The sequence below is a fragment of the Streptococcus sp. Marseille-Q6504 genome, assembly GCF_965111625.1.
Map to the genome: position 1 here is coordinate 23,272 of NZ_CBCOON010000003.1, position 18,220 is coordinate 41,491.

Sequence of the window (18,220 nt, forward strand, 5' to 3'; positions counted from 1 at the left end):
TAAAGAAAAGGAATGAATAAAATGACAAATAAGAATGCATACGCTCAATCGGGTGTGGATGTTGAAGCGGGTTATGAAGTTGTTGAACGGATCAAAAAACACGTGGCACGTACAGAGCGTGCGGGTGTTATGGGATCTCTTGGTGGTTTCGGAGGTATGTTTGACCTTTCAAAAACAGGTGTCAAAGAGCCCGTTTTGATTTCAGGAACTGACGGTGTTGGAACCAAGCTCATGCTTGCTATCAAGTACGACAAACACGATACTATCGGACAAGACTGTGTGGCTATGTGTGTCAACGATATCATCGCTGCAGGTGCAGAGCCCCTTTACTTCCTAGACTATGTGGCGACTGGGAAAAATGAACCAGCTAAGCTAGAACAAGTGGTTGCTGGTGTGGCTGAAGGTTGTGTACAAGCAGGTGCGGCCCTCATCGGTGGGGAAACTGCTGAAATGCCTGGTATGTATGGCGAAGACGACTATGACTTGGCAGGTTTTGCGGTCGGTGTGGCTGAAAAATCTCAAATCATCGACGGTTCAAAAGTGGCTGAAGGTGATGTGCTTCTTGGACTTGCCTCAAGCGGAATCCACTCAAATGGTTACTCGCTCGTCCGTCGTGTCTTTGCTGACTACACAGGTGAAGAAGTCCTCCCAGAATTGGAAGGCAAAAAACTTAAGGACGTTCTTCTTGAGCCAACTCGCATCTACGTCAAAGCGGCTTTGCCACTCATCAAAGAAGAATTGGTGAATGGAATTGCCCACATCACAGGTGGTGGTTTCATCGAAAATGTGCCACGTATGTTCTCAGATGATTTGGCTGCTGAAATTGACGAAAGTAAAGTACCAGTCCTTCCAATTTTCAAAGCCCTTGAAAAATATGGCCAAATCAAACACGAAGAAATGTTTGAAATCTTCAACATGGGTATTGGTCTCATGCTTGCAGTAAAACCAGAAAATGTGGAACGTGTCAAAGAACTTCTCGACGAACCTGTTTATGAAATCGGTCGGATTGTCAAGAAGACAGATGCAAGTGTGGTGATTAAATAATGGCTAAAAAGATTGCTGTTTTTGCTTCTGGGAATGGTTCAAACTTTCAGGTCATTGCGGAACAATTTCCAGTAGAATTTGTCTTTTCAGATCACCGGGATGCCTACGTTTTAGAACGTGCCGAAAATCTTGGAGTTTTATCCTATGCCTTCGAACTCAAGGAGTTTGAGAGCAAGGCAGACTACGAAGGAGCTATTGTCGAGCTCTTGGATGAGCACGAGATTGACCTAGTCTGTTTGGCGGGTTATATGAAAATCGTCGGTCCAACTTTACTAGCAGCTTATGAAGGCCGTATCATCAATATTCACCCGGCTTACCTGCCAGAATTTCCAGGTGCTCATGGCATTGAGGATGCTTGGAATGCAGGCGTTGACCAGTCTGGTGTGACCATTCACTGGGTGGACTCTGGTGTGGATACCGGTAAGGTAATTAAACAAGTCCGTGTGCCACGCCTTGAAGGGGATACCCTTGATACTTTCGAAACTCGCATCCACGAAACAGAGTACAAGCTCTATCCAGAAGTCTTGGATAGTTTGGGGGCTGCACGAAAATAAGAAAGCCCACGAGCTGAAAAAAATTTTCTACTGTAGCAAAGAAAGAACTTTTTTAAAAAGGAAAAGAAAGAACATGACAAAACGAGCACTTATTTCAGTCTCAGATAAAGCGGGCATTGTTGAATTTGCCCAAGAACTTAAAAAACTTGGTTGGGATATCATCTCAACAGGTGGTACCAAAGTTGCCCTTGATAATGCCGGTGTTGATACCATTGCTATCGATGATGTGACTGGTTTCCCGGAAATGATGGACGGTCGTGTCAAGACCCTCCACCCCAATATCCATGGCGGTCTCCTCGCTCGTCGCGACCTGGATAGTCACTTAGAAGCAGCCAAGGATAACAAAATCGAATTGATTGACCTTGTTGTGGTCAATCTTTACCCATTCAAGGAAACCATTCTTAAACCAGACGTGACTTATGCGGATGCCGTTGAAAACATCGATATCGGTGGTCCATCAATGCTTCGTTCAGCAGCGAAGAACCACGCTAGCGTAACAGTTGTTGTAGACCCTGCTGACTATGCTGTTGTGCTTGACGAATTGGCAGCGAAAGGCGAAACCACTTACGAAACTCGTCAACGTTTGGCAGCTAAGGTTTTCCGTCACACAGCAGCTTACGATGCTTTGATTGCAGAATACTTCACAGCTCAAGTGGGTGAAGCAAAACCTGAAAAACTCACTTTGACCTATGACCTCAAGCAACCAATGCGTTACGGTGAAAACCCTCAACAAGACGCAGACTTCTACCAAAAAGCCTTGCCAACGGATTACTCCATTGCTTCAGCTAAACAACTCAACGGTAAGGAATTGTCCTTCAACAATATCCGTGACGCTGATGCAGCGATCCGTATCATTCGCGATTTCAAAGATCGTCCAACCGTTGTTGCTTTGAAACACATGAACCCGTGCGGTATCGGTCAAGCTGATGACATCGAAACAGCTTGGGATTACGCTTATGAGTCTGACCCAGTATCGATTTTCGGTGGAATCGTTGTTCTTAACCGCGAGGTAGATGCTGCGACAGCTGAGAAGATGCACGGTGTTTTCCTTGAAATCATCATCGCACCAAGCTATACGGATGAAGCACTAGCTATTTTGACCAACAAAAAGAAAAATTTGCGCATTCTTGCCTTGCCATTTGACGCACAAGATGCTAGTGAAGTGGAAGCAGAATACACAGGTGTTGTCGGTGGACTCCTCATTCAAAACCAAGACGTGATCAAAGAAAGCCCAGCTGACTGGCAAGTGGTAACCAAACGCCAACCAACTGAGACAGAAGCGACTGCCCTTGAGTTTGCTTGGAAAGCTATCAAGTATGTCAAATCAAACGGAATCATCGTGACTAATGACCACATGACATTGGGTGTCGGTCCTGGTCAAACCAACCGTGTGGCTTCAGTCCGTATCGCCATTGATCAAGCTAAAGATCACCTTGACGGTGCTGTCCTTGCTTCGGATGCCTTCTTCCCATTTGCGGATAACGTGGAAGAAATCGCTAAAGCAGGTATCAAGGCCATCATCCAGCCAGGGGGCTCTGTCCGTGACCAAGAGTCAATCGAAGCGGCTGATAAATACGGCTTGACTATGGTCTTCACAGGCGTGAGACATTTTAGACATTAAGAAAATAAAAGGGAAGAAAACAGTTTCTTTCCTTTTTTTGCTTTAAAAGCGAAACGAAACAAGATTAAAACGAACGTTTATGGTATAATATTAGTAAATAATTCGCAAAAGAGGTTGAAAGATGAAGCTGTTAGTTGTCGGCTCGGGTGGTCGTGAACATGCCATTGCTAAGAAGTTGCTTGAGTCAAAAGACGTTGAAAAAGTCTTTGTAGCTCCTGGAAATGACGGGATGACTCTGGATGGTCTGGAGTTGGTAAATGTCTCTATTTCCGAACATTCTAAATTGATTGAGTTTGCAAAAGCCAACGATATTGCTTGGTCCTTCATTGGTCCAGATGACGCTCTTGCTGCTGGAATCGTGGATGATTTCAATGCAGCTGGTCTCAAAGCCTTTGGTCCGACAAGATTGGCAGCGGAGTTGGAGTGGTCCAAGGATTTTGCTAAGGAAATCATGGTCAAATATGACGTTCCAACAGCAGCCTATGGCACATTTTCTGACTTTGAGGAAGCCAAGGCTTATATCGAAGAAAAAGGCGCTCCAATCGTCGTCAAGGCAGACGGTTTGGCCCTTGGGAAAGGTGTCGTCGTTGCTGAGACAGTCGAGCAAGCAGTAGAAGCAGCTCACGAGATGCTTTTGGACAATAAATTCGGTGACTCAGGTGCACGTGTGGTCATCGAGGAATTCCTTGACGGGGAAGAGTTCTCTCTCTTTGCCTTTGTCAATGGTGACAAGTTCTACATCATGCCAACGGCTCAGGACCACAAACGTGCCTATGATGGAGACAAGGGCCCTAACACGGGCGGTATGGGGGCCTATGCGCCAGTTCCACACTTGCCACAGAGTGTAGTTGATACAGCGGTTGACACCATTGTCAAGCCAGTCCTCGAAGGCATGATTAAAGAAGGGCGCCCTTATCTTGGTGTCCTTTACGCGGGGCTTATCTTGACAGCTGATGGACCCAAAGTCATCGAGTTCAACGCTCGTTTTGGAGATCCTGAAACGCAAATCATCTTGCCTCGTTTGACATCTGACTTTGCACAAAATATTACGGATATCCTCGATGGCAAAGAGCCAGTCATCACTTGGATGGACAAGGGTGTCACTCTGGGTGTGGTTGTCGCATCAAAGGGCTACCCATTAGACTATGAAAAAGGTGTCAAGTTACCAGCAAAGACAGATGGTGACATCATCACTTATTATGCAGGCGCGAAATTCGCTGAAAATGGGAAAGACCTTCTTTCAAACGGCGGACGTGTCTACATGCTCGTCACCACAGCAGACACCGTCAAAGACGGCCAAAACATTATCTACAACCAACTTAACAAACAAAACACAGAAGGCCTCTTTTACCGAACAGATATCGGAAGCAAGGCGATTCGATAAAGATATAAGAAAAAGCGACGAAGTCGCCAAGTACGATAATGGTCGCCGTGGTGAAAGGGCCAGAGCAGGATCTGTTCTGGTCGGGGAAACTTTGAGACCTTAGGCTCAAAGTTTAGGAATGAAACCGAAGGTTTGCTTCCGTCCCCACCACCTAAGACCATTATCAAAAAAGAAAAGGGAAAATTATGACTAAACCAATTATTTCCATCATCATGGGCTCCAAATCCGACTGGGCAACCATGCAAAAAACCGCAGAAGTCCTAGACCGCTTCGGTGTAGTCTACGAAAAGAAAGTTGTCTCTGCCCACCGCACACCTGACCTCATGTTCAAACATGCCGAGGAAGCACGGAGTCGCGGTATCAAGGTCATTATTGCAGGTGCGGGTGGCGCTGCTCACTTGCCAGGTATGGTAGCTGCCAAAACAACCCTTCCTGTCATTGGTGTACCCGTCAAATCTCGTGCCCTTAGTGGCGTGGATTCACTCTATTCAATCGTTCAAATGCCAGGTGGTGTGCCAGTCGCAACTATGGCTATAGGTGAAGCAGGGGCGACAAATGCGGCTCTATTTGCCCTCCGTCTCCTATCAGTAGAGGATCAGGCTATCGCGACAGCTTTGGCAGATTTTGCAGAAGAACAAGGAAAAATCGCAGAGGAGTCTACAAATGAGCTCATCTAAAACAATCGGAATTATCGGTGGCGGTCAGCTTGGTCAGATGATGGCCATTTCTGCTATCTACATGGGGCACAAGGTTATCGCGCTGGACCCAGCAGCGGATTGCCCAGCTTCCCGTGTGGCGGAAATCATTGTGGCGCCTTATAACGATGTGGATGCCCTTCGTCAGCTGGCAGAGCGTTGCGATGTTCTCACCTATGAGTTTGAAAATGTAGACGCTGATGGTTTGGATGCTGTTATCAAGGATGGGCAACTCCCTCAAGGAACCGATCTACTTCGCATTTCACAAAACCGCATTTTTGAAAAAGACTTTTTGTCAAACAAGGCACAAGTCACTGTGGCACCTTACAAGGTTGTGACCTCAAGCCAAGATTTGGCAAATATGGACCTATCGAAAAACTATGTCCTCAAGACTGCGACTGGTGGCTACGATGGCCATGGACAAAAGGTCATTCGCTCAGCAGAAGATTTGGCAGAAGCCTATGAACTAGCAGACTCAGCAGACTGTGTCTTGGAAGAATTTGTCAATTTTGACCTTGAAATTTCTGTTATTGTGTCAGGAAATGGCAAGGACGTGACGGTTTTTCCAGTTCAGGAAAATATTCACCGCAACAACATCCTGTCTAAGACCATCGTGCCAGCTCGCATTTCAGAAAGTCTAGCAGACAAAGCCAAAGCTATGGCAGTGCGAATCGCAGAACAGCTCAACCTATCTGGAACTCTTTGTGTGGAAATGTTTGCGACAGCTGATGATATCGTGGTCAATGAGATTGCCCCCCGCCCCCACAACTCTGGACACTATTCTATTGAAGCCTGTGACTTCTCCCAGTTTGATACCCATATTTTAGGTGTTTTGGGAGCACCGTTGCCAGCTATCAAACTACATGCTCCAGCTGTTATGCTTAATGTCCTCGGTCAACACGTCGAGGCTGCTGAAAAATATGTCACAGAAAATCCAAGCGCCCACCTCCACATGTATGGTAAAATAGAAGCGAAGCACAACCGAAAGATGGGACATGTGACTTTGTTTAGTGATGAACCGGATAAGGTTGAGGAGTTTGGGGAGTAAGACAGGACCCCAGTTATAAGGTCCGTTGTCTTACCCCTGCAAAGTTGACTAGGCTTGTCGCAGACGAAACATCGGCAAGAGGAGTCAGTCAACTACTGCTGGAAAGGGATTGATTTTTAGGAGTTGCCTATGATTAAAATCATTGTTCATGCCTATGTCCAAGCTGACAAAGAAAAAGCCGTCGTTGAAGTCGTATTTGCGTCAGCAGACGAGCAAGCTGTTTATGATAAATTGGCTGAATTGACAAAACAGTTTCCGAATGACTATCTTGCCATCTATGATTTACCACAAGATACGGACTTGAACCAGTTGGCACATTATCCCTCTGTGGCGATTGGGAAAGAGGATTTTTAGGAGGAAAATTAAAATGGCGACATTATTAACTGCTGTCGGTAATACAATTTGGGACTTCCAAATAAAAGATTTTATAACAATTGGAATTTCAGCACTTGCATTATTATTTTCTGGGATTAGTCTAGCAGTAAGTTTTCTATCATTTAGAAGAAATAGTACAAAATTGAAAGTAACGCAATTAATTTTTAGACCTACCCCTCTTTCAGAGGGTGCATTGCCTAATAAACTTTATTTGGATCGTGAGCAAGATCAAAGCCTATGGTCTCAAATACCTATGGTTTACCTATTAGTATATCTAAAAATCGATAATCTGAGTTATACCCCGATTTCATTAAACAGAGTTATTATTAATGGAAACTTTGTAGTTACTATGGCAAATAGATTTAAGTTTAGAGAGAGCGGTTTAAGTTTAGCTCATTTTGCTTCTGAGGATAGTCATTTACAAGATCTTCAGCGTTTTGGGACCGCAATCCCCATGTCGGTAACAGGATTGAAGAAAGATGACTACAATTTTATTACTATTGGAGATAGAATTGAAGCAAAATCAACACTTGAGGGAGTATTGATAGTCCAAGGAAGTATTGATTTATATAATGCTATTAATGATGGAAACAATCAATTAGAAATTTGTACCCCAGATAAAAACTTTAAAGTTGATGTAGAAATTGCCAAAACAAAGATTTACAATTTTGATGAAGGAGAAAAATAAACATGATCAACCGTTACTCTCGCCCTGAGATGGCGAACATTTGGAGTGAAGAAAATAAATACCGTGCTTGGCTTGAGGTGGAAATCTTGGCTGACGAGGCATGGGCTGAGTTGGGTGAAATCCCTAAGGAAGATGTGGCTTTGATTCGCGAGAAGGCGGACTTTGACATCGACCGTATTTTAGAGATTGAGCAGGAGACTCGCCACGATGTGGTGGCTTTCACGCGTGCGGTTTCTGAGACTCTTGGTGAAGAGCGCAAGTGGGTCCACTATGGCTTGACTTCTACCGACGTGGTGGATACTGCCTATGGTTACCTCTACAAGCAGGCCAACGACATCATCCGTCGTGACCTTGAAAACTTCACCAACATTATAGCTGACAAGGCTAAGGAGCACAAGTTCACCATCATGATGGGTCGTACCCACGGGGTGCACGCTGAGCCTACAACTTTTGGTCTTAAATTGGCAACTTGGTACAGCGAAATGAAACGTAATATTGAGCGTTTCGAACATGCGGCTGCTGGCGTGGAAGCTGGTAAGATTTCTGGCGCAGTTGGTAACTTTGCCAACATCCCACCATTCGTTGAAAAATACGTCTGCGACAAGCTTGGTATCCGTGCTCAAGAAATCTCTACACAGGTGCTTCCTCGTGACCTTCACGCTGAGTACTTTGCGGTTCTTGCTAGTATCGCAACTTCCATCGAGCGTATGGCGACTGAAATCCGTGGTCTTCAAAAATCAGAACAACGTGAAGTGGAAGAGTTCTTTGCCAAAGGTCAAAAGGGTTCATCTGCCATGCCTCACAAACGTAATCCTATCGGTTCTGAAAACATGACAGGTCTTGCGCGTGTTATCCGTGGTCATATGGTGACAGCCTATGAGAACGTCGCTCTTTGGCACGAACGTGATATTTCTCACTCATCAGCTGAGCGTATCATCACACCAGATACGACTATTTTGATTGACTACATGCTTAACCGTTTCGGAAACATCGTCAAGAACCTGACGGTCTTCCCAGAAAACATGATCCGTAACATGAACTCTACGTTTGGTCTTATCTTCAGTCAACGTGCGATGCTGACCTTGATTGAAAAAGGTATGACGCGTGAGCAAGCTTACGACCTTGTTCAACCTAAGACAGCCTACTCTTGGGATAACCAAGTTGACTTCAAACCACTTTTGGAAGCAGACCCAGAAGTAACATCACGTTTGACTCAAGAAGAAATCGACGAAATCTTCAACCCAACTTACTACACCAAACGAGTGGATGAAATCTTCGAACGTATTGGTTTGGGTGACTAATCATAAAACAAAAAAGCGAGATTGTATCTCGCTTTTTATTTATGCTTAATCTTTTTTCTTGCTAAGTCCATAAGCTGTGAGTGCAGCCATGAGACCTGTAGCAATCAACCATTCTGAACCTTGGCTTCCTGTCTCAGGAAGTTTATTTTCTTTTGCCACAGGAGTTGGGGCTTGAGGAAGAGCTTTGTTTTCCTCGGCAGGAACAGTTGCTGGAGCTGGTTTACTTGGAATTTCTAATTTAGGTTTTTCTTCTGCAACAGGAGCCGGTATATTTGGAATCTCTAGTGCTGGTTTTTCTTCCGCAACAGGAGCTAGACCTTTTTCATCTCCCACATGTGTTACAGGAGTACCAATTTCGATGATTTGAGTAACTGGTTCTTGAGCGACAACACTAGTAACCAATGTTTTCACTTCGCTTCCGTCAGCAGCAGTAGACACAGAATAGAAATGACTACGACGTCCCTTAACACCTTCAGTTACGACACGAGTTTCTCCCTTAGGTAATGCATCCGTTTCACGAGTGATAGTTGTAAACGGAATTTCTTCGTCCTCGATGACAACACGTGGTTTGGCATCTGCAACAGGAGCAACTCCTTCTTCATCTCCCACATGCGTTACAGGAGTCCCAACTTCGATGATTTGAGTAACTGGTTCTTGAGCGACAACACTAGTGACCAATGTTTTCACTTCGCTTCCGTCAGCAGCAGTAGACACAGAATAGAAATGACTACGACGTCCCTTAACACCTTCAGTTACGACACGAGTTTCTCCCTTAGGCAATGCATCAGTTTCACGAGTGATAGTTGTAAACGGAATTTCTTCGTCCTCGATCACAACACGTGGTTTGGCATCCGCAACAGGAGCAACTCCTTCTTCGTCGCCGACATGAGTGACAGGAGCTCCAACTTCAACAACTTGGTTGACAGCTTCTTTTGTGACTTTTTCTTCAAGAACTGTTTCAGTTTCCTTACCGTTTTCAGTAGTAACTGAGATATAGATTGTACGTTCACCTTTTGCACCTTCAGTGACAACTTTTTCTTGTCCTGCTGGAAGGTTAGGATTTTCCTTCTTGACAGTCTCAAATGCGATTTCTTCCGTTCTTGTGATAAGCTCTGGTCGGTTTTCAACGTTGGCAGCAACTTCATTTTCATCAAGACTTCCTGAGTGAGTTGCAGCTGGTTTGAGACCAAGTCTTGCTGCCTTAAGGTTAGCTACAAGTGTATTCAACTCAGCTTGTTTATTTCGGTTGAGATTGTAGTTTAGTGCTTCTTTAGCAGCCTTGAGAGCATCGAGACTTTCTGTGCTATATCCTTCTAAGTTTTCAGGGATTTGAGCAAGTTCCTCGCGAAGAGCCTTGTAGTCAGCACGGAAGTAGTCTTTGTTGTGATCTGCAAATGCAGTCATGAGCTCAAAGATTTCTTCTTCTTTGTACTCAGCGCTTGGTCTATCTGCCCAGATAGCTACCATACTACCAACAGTAGGTAGATCAACCTCAGGATATTTAGTTGAAGCTAGCTGGTTGAATGGAGTTTTTTCAGTGTTTTCGATAGCTTTCTTGAGGAAACCACCACCATCTTCAGGTTTTTGACCGAGGATATAGTACCAGTCTCCGTTAGTGTTAAGGAACTTATAGCCCTTGCTTGCTAGATATTGAGGAGATGCAAGGTTATAGCCCCACCAACCTTTAGACCAGTAAGAGATGAGAACATCTTTATCAAACTCAACATCGTCCTTATCTTCATAGTAGAAACCATCGTTAAAGGCCATTGGTTGCAGACCTTTTTCTTTAGCCATGGCAGCTAGACCATTAGCATAATCTGCAAACTTACCATAGAGTCCATACCACTTGAGGTAGTACCAACCTTGAGCGTTAGTAGCGTCGTTGGCATACTCATCTGTACCATAGTTAAAGATCTTAGTCTTGCCTGCAAAGAAGTCCATGTATTTGCCGATAAGGGCTTTTGTAAAGTTCATTGCTTCTTCGTTTTCAAGGTCCATGGTTGTTTTTGAAACCTTGTCAAAGTTAGCTTGAGGGTTTGCAATGCCCAATTTTTCCATAGCGACAAGCATAGCATCCATGTGGCCTGGACTGTTGATAGCAGGGATAATTCCAATGCCTCTATCCTTAGCATATTGGATAAGCTCAGTGATTTCAGCCTGGTTCAAAGTTGTTCCGTTTGGATCGTCGTAGTAAGACTTTGTTCCTTCAATGATGGCATTTTTTACATCGTCACTTGCATAGGTCTTGCCGTTTGCGGTGATTGTCATGTCATCCAAGAGGAAGCGAAGTCCATCATTTCCAAGGAGGAGATGAAGGTCAGAGTAACCAAGTTCGCTGGCTTTATCTACGATACGTTTGAGTTGGTCTAGAGTGAAGTATTTACGTCCAGCATCGATTGAGATAACCTTGTTTTTGGCAAGTTTTTCAACTTCACGTTTGGCATCTTCTTCTTTTTGAGCTTCTGGTGTGAAGGTTAAGTTGCTAACGGCTTCTTGGAGTTTTGCAATTGCTTGGTCAATGCTATCTTGTTCAGCGCGACTAAGGTTGCTATCAAGAGAGCGAATGGCTTTTTCAGCTTCTTTAACGGCAGCAATACTTTCTGCAGTATAGCGACTAAGGTCAGTTGGCACTTCTTTAAGAGCTTGTTCAGCAGACTCGTAGTCAGCGGCGAAATATTCAGCATTTGAGTTTGCGAATTGACGCATGAGTTTGAAGAGGCGAGATGGAGAGTAGCGGGCAGATGGAGTATCAGCCCAAGCAGCTACCATACCACCGATGATAGGAATATCAGCTCCTTCAGTTTTTGGAACTGAAGTAATCGGTGTGCTCTTAATACCGTTCAAACCTTGGTCTAGGTTATACCAACCCTGTCCATCAGCATTACGGCCGAGAACGTAGTACCAAGCATCGTTAGTATTGAGGATTTCGTGCCCTTTTTCAGATAGAAGTTTAGATGAGGCAACATCATAACCGCCCCAACCACCAGTCCACATAGACACGATGATGTCTTTGTCAAAGGTACCAAAAGTAGTATCACTATTATAGTAGATACCGTCGTTGAAGGCCATTGGTTTCAGACCGTGAGATTTGACAATACGAGCTAGGTCATTAGCATAGGCGATGAATTTATCATAACCCTTGTCTGGGAAACCATCTTCTGGATACCATTTATAGGCTTGAAGTACACTCCATCCTTTGGCATTAGTAGCATCGTTAGCATACTCATCTAAACCGATGTTAAAGATTTCAGACTTGCCAGCAAAGTAAGCAGCGTATTTATCAATCAAGGCTTTTGTAAAGGCAACAGCCTTTTCGTTGTCAAGGTCAACTGTACGTTCTGATTCTTTACCAAAGTAGTTGAAGTTAGGTTTTTCAATGCCAAGTTCTTTCATGGCGTTAAGGATAGCATCCATATGACCTGGGCTATTGACTGTTGGGATAAGTCCAATTCCTTTATTCTTAGCATAACCAATCAAGTCAGTCATTTCACTTTCAGTTAGATGATTACCGTTTGGATCATTGTAGTAGGCATTGGTTCCATTTTCAACAGCACGTTTGACATCATCGCTTGCGTAAGTTTTGTCACCTACAGTTAGAGACATATCATCAAGCATGAAGCGCAAGCCATCATTTCCGACTAAAAGGTGAAGATCAGTATAGCCATAGTGTTTGGCTTTGTCGATGATTTCTTTCAGTTGGTCTGGAGAGAAGTATTTACGTCCAGCATCGATAGAAACAATTTTCTTTTTAGCCAGTTTTTCATTCACTTGAGCTGCTCGTTCTGTAGCGACTGCGGGTGCTTCGATCTTAGCAACTTCTTTGTTTTCTTCTTTTTCTTTTTCAGATTCTGTCTTCTTAGCTTCTTCAGTAATTTCTGCCTTAGCTGGAGTTTCTTCTGCTGTGACTGGTTCTGCTACGGCAGGTGCAGGAGTAACTTCAACTTTTGGAGCTTCAGTAGTTGTTACTGGAGTAGCTGGAGTAGCATTTTCTGTTGAAGGAGCAGTCTCGAGTTTTTCTTCACTCGTCGGTGGAGTGACTTCTCCAGTGGTTTGGACAGCAGGCTGATTTTCTGTTGGAGCAGGTACGACTCCGTCAGCAGCAACGGCCTGCGCCTGAAAGGCAAATCCGATCAATACAGAAGCTGCTCCGATTGCATATTTACGAATAGAGAAGCGCTGTTTATTTTCTGGTTTCATTAAAAAACCTCCCCTTTTATGTTTTTGATAGCGTTTTCACATACTAACTCTATTGTATGTTCTAACTAAAATAAAGTCAAGTTTTTGAGGAAATTACTATAAAAAATAGAATAATTTATAAATTAAGATGTATTTTTCTAATTTTGACTATTTTTTAGTAAAAAGGTTACTAATTATAGAATTGCTTGAAATGCTATTTCCAGGGAAGGGAGCTGATGCTATAATGGGTATATAAAAACCCTGAGACAGTTGCCTCAGGATTTTTATAAATTAGTGACCACGGTCACAAGAAATGAATTTAATTTTGTAGAAATCAGAACGTTTATAAGTTTCGATGTATTCCAAAACTTGACCAGTTGCTTCAAGCTGAGTTGTCTTAGTTTGGAAAACAGTTGGGAATTTAGTGTCGATTCCTAAAATAGAAGCGGCATGTTTTGGAGTCGGAAATACAATTTCGTTAATTTCTTCAAAATGCTCGTCATTCATGTGAATGTGGTAGTCCAATTTGAAACGAGTATAGATAGAACTATAGTATTCAAGATTTGGATAGTTGGCATTGATGTATTGTTCAGGAATGTATGAATTGTGATAGATATAGGTAACACCATTTGTTTCACGAACACGTTCAATCTTATAATAGAATTGATCGCCGCGTAGGCCAAGTTTTTCTAAATATTTAAGATCGTTCCCACGTTCGATAGAAAGAACAGTTACTTTATCATCTTTGGTTTCGAAGATTTCCACATCAGAAAATTCAACGAGTTTGTGTTTACGTGCACGAGCTACGAAAGTTCCCTTCCCTTGTTGGCGGACAATATATCCATCTTTGGCAAGGTCGTTCAAGGCACGAACTACTGTGATTGAACTAACATCATACATGGAAATCAATTCTGCTTCAGTGTAGAACTTATCTCCACTAGCGAATTGACCAGAAATGATCTTATTTTTCAATTCATCTTTAATGTATTGATACTTTGGAATTGCCATATTTTCACCTCGTTTTTTCCTTCTCCACTTATCATTTTAACATAAAATAGAAAAAAATAGTAGAAAAGCATAGAAAAAAATTAAAATATCAGAATAAGAATTTAGAATAGATATAAATAATTCGTGTTTTCATCCTTAATTTCCTTAATTTTTCAGAATGTTGATTTTATAGGATTTGAGAAGAGTTTTAGAAAAGATTCAGTAAAAAAATAGAAAAATTTTAAAGAAAATTTCAAAAAGTATTGACATTAATCCCCGATTAGTTTATAGTTGATATAACAATACATGAAAGCGCAAACTTTTCGCTTTTAGGGGAGGAAGAATGGCAAGATTTGAAATTAAAGATGATTTCTATCTGGATGAGAAACCATTCAAGATTTTGTCTGGCGCCATTCACTATTTTAGAGTTCCTGCGGAAGATTGGCATCATTCATTGTATAACCTCAAGGCACTAGGTTTCAATACGGTTGAGACTTATGTTGCTTGGAACATGCATGAACCTGCTGAAGGTAACTTTAACTTTGAAGGCAATCTTGATTTAGAGAGATTTCTTCAAACTGCACAAGATTTGGGCTTATATGCAATTGTACGTCCTTCTCCATTTATCTGTGCAGAATGGGAATTCGGTGGTTTACCAGCATGGCTCTTGACCAAGGATATGAGAATACGGTCATCTGACCCAGCTTTCATTGACATGGTTGGTCGCTACTATGATCAGTTGCTTCCACGTCTAGTTCCGAGATTATTGGAAAACGGTGGGAACATTCTCATGATGCAAGTCGAAAATGAGTACGGATCCTATGGCGAGGACAAGACCTACTTGAGGGAAATTCGACGTTTGATGGAAGAACGAGCAGTTACTTGTCCGCTTTTCACATCAGATGGACCATGGAGAGCAACTCTTAAGGCTGGAACCTTAATTGAGGATGATCTCTTTGTGACAGGGAACTTTGGTTCCAAGGCTGCTTACAATTTCTCACAGATGCAAGAATTCTTTGATGAGCACGGCAAGAAATGGCCACTCATGTGTATGGAATTCTGGGATGGCTGGTTCAATCGATGGAAAGAACCAATCATCAAGCGTGAACCTGAGGAATTAGCAGAAGCTGTCCACGAGGTTTTAGAGCAAGGCTCTATTAACCTTTACATGTTCCACGGTGGAACTAACTTTGGTTTTATGAATGGTTGTTCAGCTCGAGGAACCATTGATTTACCACAAGTAACATCTTATGATTATGACGCTCTTCTTGATGAAGCTGGAAATCCAACTGCTAAATATTTCGCAGTGAAAGAAATGATGGCGACTTACTATCCTGAGTATCCGCAATCTGAACCGCTTTACAAAGAGAGTATGGAAGTAGAAAACATTCCACTGGTCGAGAAAGTTTCCTTGTTTGAAACCTTGGATAGCCTGACAAGTCCTATCGAAAGTCTCTATCCTAAGAAAATGGAAGAGCTAGGACAAGGTTACGGCTACCTACTCTATCGTACGGAAGCAAGTTGGGATGCAGATGAAGAACGCATTCGAATTATTGACGGACGTGATAGAGCTCAACTCTTTATCGATGGCAAACGAGTGGCAACACAGTACCAAACAGAAATCGGTGAAGATATCTTTTATCAAGGCAAAAAGAAAGCGCTCTCTAGATTTGACATCCTTATTGAAAATATGGGGCGTGTCAACTATGGACACAAATTCTTAGCAGATACACAGCGAAAAGGAATTCGCACAGGTGTTTGTAAAGATTTGCATTTCTTGCTCAACTGGAAGCAATATCCACTTCCTCTTGATAACCCAGAGAATATTGATTTCTCTAAGGGATGGACAGAAGGGCAACCTGCCTTTTACGCTTATGACTTTGAAGTTGAGGCGCCAAAGGATACCTACATAGACTTATCTGAGTTTGGTAAAGGGATTGCTTATATCAACGGACATCATCTAGGTCGTTTCTGGAATGTCGGTCCAACCTTATCTCTTTATATTCCACATAGCTATCTCAAAGAAGGTGCCAACCGCATCATTATCTTTGAAACAGAAGGGGAGTATAAGGAACACATACATTTAACTTGTAAACCTACACTAAAACTTATAAAGGGGGAAAACTTATGACAATTGTAGGATGCCGTATCGATGGGCGCTTAATTCACGGACAAGTAGCAAACCTTTGGTCTGCTAAACTTAATGTTTCACGTATCATGGTCGTTGACAATGATGTTGTGAACAACGACGTTGAAAAAAGCGGCTTGAAACTCGCAACACCACCAGGTGTAAAACTTAGTATTTTGCCAGTTGATAAAGCAGCAGCGAATATCCTTGCTGGTAAATACGATAGCCAACGTCTTTTGATTGTAGCACGCAAACCTGACCGTTTCCTCGGTTTGGTAGAAGCAGGTGTGCCACTTGAAACTGTCAATGTCGGCAACATGTCTCAAACACCAGAAACACGTGCGATCACACGTTCTATCAACGTTGTAGATAAAGACGTGGAAGACTTCCGTAAATTAGCGGAAAAAGGTGTTAAACTTACTGCTCAAATGGTTCCAAATGATCCAGTTTCAGACTTTTTGAGCTTATTAAAATAGGAAAAAATTTTTAGGAGGTCATTGTTATGATACAATGGTGGCAAATTTTACTTCTCACTTTGTACTCAGCTTATCAAATCTGTGATGAGTTGACGATCGTTTCTTCTGCAGGTTCCCCTGTATTCGCTGGTTTCATTACTGGTTTAGTCATGGGAGATTTGACTACTGGTTTGTTTATCGGTGGTAGCTTGCAGTTGTTTGTCCTTGGGGTAGGTACCTTCGGTGGTGCTTCTCGTATCGACGCAACTTCTGGTGCGGTTCTTGCGACAGCTTTCTCAGTTTCACAAGGTATCGAAACAGATCTTGCGATCACAACAATCGCTGTACCAGTAGCAGCACTTTTGACATACTTCGACGTACTTGGTCGTATGACTACTACATTCTTCGCACACCGTATTGATGCTGCGATCGAACGCTTTGACTATAAAGGAATCGAACGTAACTATCTTCTTGGTGCGCTTCCTTGGGCTCTATCTCGTGCCCTTCCAGTATTCTTCGCCCTTGCTTTCGGTGGAGAATTCGTACAAGGTGTTGTAAACCTTGTTAAAGAATACCAATGGGTTGCAGACGGTTTGACTCTTGCAGGTCGTATGCTTCCAGGTCTTGGATTCGCTATCTTGCTTCGTTACCTTCCAGTTAAACGTAACCTTCACTACCTTGCTATGGGATTCGGTTTGACAGCTATGTTGACTGTACTTTACTCAAACGTAACAAGTCTTGGTGGAGCAGTTGCTGGAATCATTGGCACTCTTCCTGCTGAAGTTGCTGAAAAAATTGGCTTTGTTAACAACTTCAAAGGATTGTCTATGATCGGTATCTCTATCGTGGGTATCTTCCTTGCAGTTGTTCACTTCAAGAACAGCCAAAAAGTTGCTGTAGCAGCACCTTCTACACCATCAGAAAGTGGGGAAATTGAAGATGACGAATTCTAATTACAAATTAACAAAAGAAGATTTTAATCAAATTAACAAACGTAGCTTGTTCACTTTCCAATTGGGATGGAACTACGAACGTATGCAAGCATCAGGTTACCTATACATGATCTTGCCACAATTGCGTAAAATGTATGGAGATGGAACTCCTGAGTTGAAAGAAATGATGAAAGTTCATACTCAATTCTTCAACACTTCACCATTCTTCCACACAATCATCGTTGGTTTTGACCTTGCCATGGAAGAAAAAGATGGCGTTGTCTCTAAAGATGCGGTTAACGGTATCAAGACAGGTTTGATGGGACCATTCGCTCCTCTTGGAGATACTATCTTTGGTTCACTTGTACCTGCTATCATGGGATCTATCGCTGCAACAATGGCTATCGCTGGTCAACCTTGGGGTATCTTCCTTTGGATTGCAGTTGCAGTAGCGTATGACATCTTCCGTTGGAAACAGTTGGAATTTGCCTACAAAGAAGGGGTTAACCTTATCAACAACATGCAAAGTACTTTGACAGCTTTGATTGAAGCTGCATCTGTACTTGGTGTGTTCATGATGGGTGCTCTTGTAGCAACAATGATCAACTTTGAAATTTCATACAAATTGCCAATCGGTGAAAAGATGATTGACTTCCAAGATATCTTGAACTCAATCTTCCCACGTTTGCTTCCAGCAATCTTCACTGCCTTCATCTTCTGGTTGCTTGGTAAGAAGGGTATGAACTCTACAAAAGCTATCGGTATCATTATCGTGCTTGCCTTGGCTCTTTCTGCCTTTGGTAAATTTGCACTTGGAATGGGCGCATAATTT

At 42.8% G+C, this 18,220-nt stretch carries 15 protein-coding genes; 13 read left to right on the forward strand and 2 right to left on the reverse strand.

The features are described 5' to 3' along the window. Positions 1–21: 21 nt before the first annotated feature. The 9 genes from purM to purB all read left to right on the forward strand — a co-directional run bounded on the left by purM (position 22) and on the right by purB (position 8,710). Positions 22–1,044, forward strand: coding sequence for a phosphoribosylformylglycinamidine cyclo-ligase (gene purM, locus ACWPUA_RS04120; RefSeq protein WP_454379345.1), 1,023 nt, complete (start codon positions 22–24; stop codon positions 1,042–1,044). Then, on the forward strand, positions 1,044–1,598 hold the full coding sequence (purN, locus tag ACWPUA_RS04125; protein ID WP_368910631.1) for a phosphoribosylglycinamide formyltransferase: 555 nt from the start codon (positions 1,044–1,046) through the stop codon (positions 1,596–1,598). Before purM ends, purN begins: the two co-directional genes overlap by 1 nt. A gap of 73 nt (positions 1,599–1,671) precedes the next feature. Next, complete coding sequence (gene purH, locus ACWPUA_RS04130) at positions 1,672–3,219, forward strand: bifunctional phosphoribosylaminoimidazolecarboxamide formyltransferase/IMP cyclohydrolase (RefSeq protein ID WP_368910632.1); 1,548 nt, start codon at positions 1,672–1,674, stop codon at positions 3,217–3,219. Between the two features lie 121 nt (positions 3,220–3,340). Next, positions 3,341–4,603: a phosphoribosylamine--glycine ligase gene (gene purD, locus ACWPUA_RS04135; RefSeq protein WP_454379348.1), complete on the forward strand. Its 1,263-nt coding sequence runs from the start codon at positions 3,341–3,343 to the stop codon at positions 4,601–4,603. 185 nt (positions 4,604–4,788) lie between these two features. Then, a complete protein-coding gene (gene purE, locus ACWPUA_RS04140; RefSeq protein ID WP_006152795.1) occupies positions 4,789–5,280 on the forward strand; it encodes a 5-(carboxyamino)imidazole ribonucleotide mutase in 492 nt (163 codons plus the stop codon). Further along, the gene (purK, locus tag ACWPUA_RS04145) at positions 5,267–6,346 is read left to right on the forward strand and encodes a 5-(carboxyamino)imidazole ribonucleotide synthase (protein WP_454379350.1); all 1,080 of its coding nucleotides are present in this window, start codon (positions 5,267–5,269) and stop codon (positions 6,344–6,346) included. Before purE ends, purK begins: the two co-directional genes overlap by 14 nt. Before the next feature lie 129 nt (positions 6,347–6,475). Further along, positions 6,476–6,700, forward strand: a complete 225-nt coding sequence (locus tag ACWPUA_RS04150; RefSeq protein ID WP_020902266.1) for a hypothetical protein — start codon at positions 6,476–6,478, stop codon at positions 6,698–6,700. A gap of 13 nt (positions 6,701–6,713) precedes the next feature. Then, positions 6,714–7,409 (forward strand): hypothetical protein, encoded by a 696-nt coding sequence (locus tag ACWPUA_RS04155; RefSeq protein WP_020902267.1) that lies wholly within the window; start codon positions 6,714–6,716, stop codon positions 7,407–7,409. Between the two features lie 2 nt (positions 7,410–7,411). Then, on the forward strand, positions 7,412–8,710 hold the full coding sequence (gene purB, locus ACWPUA_RS04160; protein WP_454379353.1) for an adenylosuccinate lyase: 1,299 nt from the start codon (positions 7,412–7,414) through the stop codon (positions 8,708–8,710). 45 nt (positions 8,711–8,755) lie between these two features. On the opposite strand, the gene ACWPUA_RS04165 is transcribed toward purB, so the two are convergent. Then, complete coding sequence (locus ACWPUA_RS04165) at positions 8,756–12,907, reverse strand: family 20 glycosylhydrolase (protein ID WP_454379355.1); 4,152 nt, start codon at positions 12,905–12,907, stop codon at positions 8,756–8,758. 270 nt (positions 12,908–13,177) lie between these two features. Further along, a complete protein-coding gene (locus ACWPUA_RS04170) occupies positions 13,178–13,894 on the reverse strand; it encodes a GntR family transcriptional regulator (RefSeq protein ID WP_006153065.1) in 717 nt (238 codons plus the stop codon). 322 nt (positions 13,895–14,216) lie between these two features. Between ACWPUA_RS04170 and ACWPUA_RS04175 the strand changes: the two genes are divergently transcribed. From ACWPUA_RS04175 to ACWPUA_RS04190, 4 genes are read left to right on the forward strand one after another with little or no spacing between them, the layout of a single operon-like run. Continuing rightward, positions 14,217–16,004: a glycoside hydrolase family 35 protein gene (locus tag ACWPUA_RS04175; RefSeq protein ID WP_454379357.1), complete on the forward strand. Its 1,788-nt coding sequence runs from the start codon at positions 14,217–14,219 to the stop codon at positions 16,002–16,004. Next, positions 16,001–16,477 carry a PTS sugar transporter subunit IIB gene (locus ACWPUA_RS04180; RefSeq protein WP_006152970.1) on the forward strand — a complete coding sequence of 159 codons (477 nt, stop codon included), beginning with the start codon at positions 16,001–16,003 and terminating at the stop codon, positions 16,475–16,477. Before ACWPUA_RS04175 ends, ACWPUA_RS04180 begins: the two co-directional genes overlap by 4 nt. A gap of 26 nt (positions 16,478–16,503) precedes the next feature. Next, positions 16,504–17,409, forward strand: coding sequence for a PTS mannose/fructose/sorbose/N-acetylgalactosamine transporter subunit IIC (locus ACWPUA_RS04185; protein WP_036755372.1), 906 nt, complete (start codon positions 16,504–16,506; stop codon positions 17,407–17,409). Further along, positions 17,396–18,217 (forward strand): PTS system mannose/fructose/sorbose family transporter subunit IID, encoded by an 822-nt coding sequence (locus ACWPUA_RS04190; RefSeq protein ID WP_006152801.1) that lies wholly within the window; start codon positions 17,396–17,398, stop codon positions 18,215–18,217. The genes ACWPUA_RS04185 and ACWPUA_RS04190 overlap by 14 nt, the downstream gene beginning before the upstream one ends. Positions 18,218–18,220 lie beyond the last annotated feature (3 nt).